Below are 2,042 nucleotides of genomic sequence, written 5' to 3' on the forward strand. Positions count from 1 at the left end.
GAAGGTCGGCGGGCAGGCCTGCGTCGGCGGCGCGCGGGGCGGGCCAGCCGGGGCGGCGCTGGGCGATGAACTCCAGCAGCGTGCGCATGCGGTGCTGGTAGGTATGTTCCGCCAGCACCCGTGTCCGGGCACGGGCCGCCATGGCCTGCCGTTCCTCCGGGTGGGCCAGGTAGTGGGCGATGGCCGCCGTCAGCCCGTCCATGGAATCGAAGGTGGCCAGTTCATCCTCGGCGAACAGTTCATCCATCAGGGTGCGCCGATCCACCAGCTGAAAGGCCCCGATGCTGGCCAGTTCGAAGGTACGCGGGTTCACGAAGTCGCCGCCGGTGACCAGGGTGCGCGACTGGATGCTGGAGTGCAGGTTCAGGTTGATGCGGCTGGCGTTGTAGATCTTCACCGAATCCTCGGCGGACACCCGCGCCCCGCCCTGCTGCACGTGACGCGCCAGCAGGGGCTCTCCGTCCCATTCCGTGCCCCATATCTTGAAGTCCAGATGCACCAGTTGGCGGAAGGCCACGCGCCGGTTGGGATAGCCCGCGCCCAGAAAGGCCACGTCGGCCCCGTAGCGGCGCTGGTCCACCGGCGAAAGTTCAAGTGATTTGTGAAAGGTCGGCAGCGCTGCCATGGGCAGGTACAGCGCGTCGCGCACGCCCATGGCAGCCAGTTCGTCCAGCAGGGGCGCGCGCTGGATCACCGCGAACACGTCATAGAACGGCGCAAAGGCCCGCCAGTAGGTGAACACCCGGTGGTCTTCCACGAACCACATGGCCGTGGCCACGTTGTCGCGCCGCAACCGCTTGAGGGCCTGATGGTTCAGCGGGGCTTGCGCCAGGCACAGCACCAGGTCCGGCCCGAAGGTTTCCACCTTGGCCAGTACCGCCTGCGATACCACCTGAAGGAACGAGTTTTCCAGAAACTCCAGCCGGTCCGCCGTAACCTTCAGGTCCTTCAATGCCGTAAACGCCCCCAGGAACGACGGCGCCTCGAAAGTTTCCACCACATGGCCCAGGTCGCGCAGGGCATCCACGCAATACCGCCCGATGGGCAGGGAACCGCCGTACATGGGCAACACCACCAGCACGCGCAGGCGGGGCATGATGCTGCCCGGTGCGACAGACGCGCCGGGCACGGCAGAGGCGGGAAACGAAGGAGTGTCGAAAGACTGGGTCATGCGCGAACCTCGTGCCGGTAACCCGGCGGAGCGTGGAGACGGAAACCGTGGTGGAGCAGGACAAATTTTGCCCTGGAAACCTTAAAGTTGGACTTCAATCTTCAACCTGCGCACCCCTTCATGCACCGCGCTGCGGTTCGTCCGCAAACGGGTCGAATGCGGCGAATGCCGCGCCTTCCGGGCCGGGCAGCATCCAGTCCGCCTCGTGGTACAACAGCCGGGCCAGATCGTGGTCCGTCAGCTCCTCGCCCGCGAACAGGCCAAGGTACTCGCCCACCAGCGCCCGCAGTTCCACCCGCCGCGGCGCGGACGGGTCTTCGCCGAACACGGTGAGCCAGGTGGACCCCACGTCGTCGAGGGTGGAGACCATGCCCAGCATGCCGGGCGGGTGACGGTCGCCGGGGCGTCCGGAGAGAAAGGACAGGAACTCGCGCGAGCGGAAGGCATCCAGACATTGCACCCCGATGGGGCAAGGCCGCGCCTCAAGGCAGGGCAGGCAGTCCAGGATGGCCTGCCACACCCGGTGGCCGGGGCCGTAGGGTCCCGTTTCGTGGCACCACGCCGAGGACAGGAAGAAGCCCTGCACCGGCACGCCAAGATGCGCGGCAAGGTGCATGGTGCCGGTATCGGGGGTGAGCAGCGTGTCCAGCCCCACTAGCGCATCGGCCAGGTCCGCCCAGCCGGTGCGGCCCACGAGGTCGTCGTAGTTTCCCGCCACGGATGCGGGCAGATGGTCCAGCACCTTGCGCAGCAACGGCCGCTCGGCCCTGGTTCCGAAAAAGGTCACCCGCGGGCCGCCCAGCCCCTCGTACACGGCGCGCAGGCAGGCCGCCAGCGCATCGGGCGGCAGCGACCGGCGCGACATGCGCCC

The 2,042-nt window shown here is 67.7% G+C and carries 2 protein-coding genes; both read right to left on the reverse strand.

What is annotated here, in order from left to right; translation table 11 throughout:
• Positions 1 to 1,096, reverse strand: a 1,096-nt coding sequence (locus tag FVW27_RS14215; protein ID WP_167126279.1) for a CgeB family protein, incomplete at its 3' end; no start/stop codon positions are given.
• 193 nt (positions 1,097 to 1,289) lie between these two features.
• Positions 1,290 to 2,042: glycosyltransferase family 9 protein (locus FVW27_RS14220; protein WP_167126276.1), on the reverse strand; the 753-nt coding region annotated here is incomplete at its 5' end.

It is taken from the genome of Nitratidesulfovibrio liaohensis (genome assembly GCF_011682075.1).
Classification (GTDB): domain Bacteria; phylum Desulfobacterota; class Desulfovibrionia; order Desulfovibrionales; family Desulfovibrionaceae; genus Cupidesulfovibrio; species Cupidesulfovibrio liaohensis.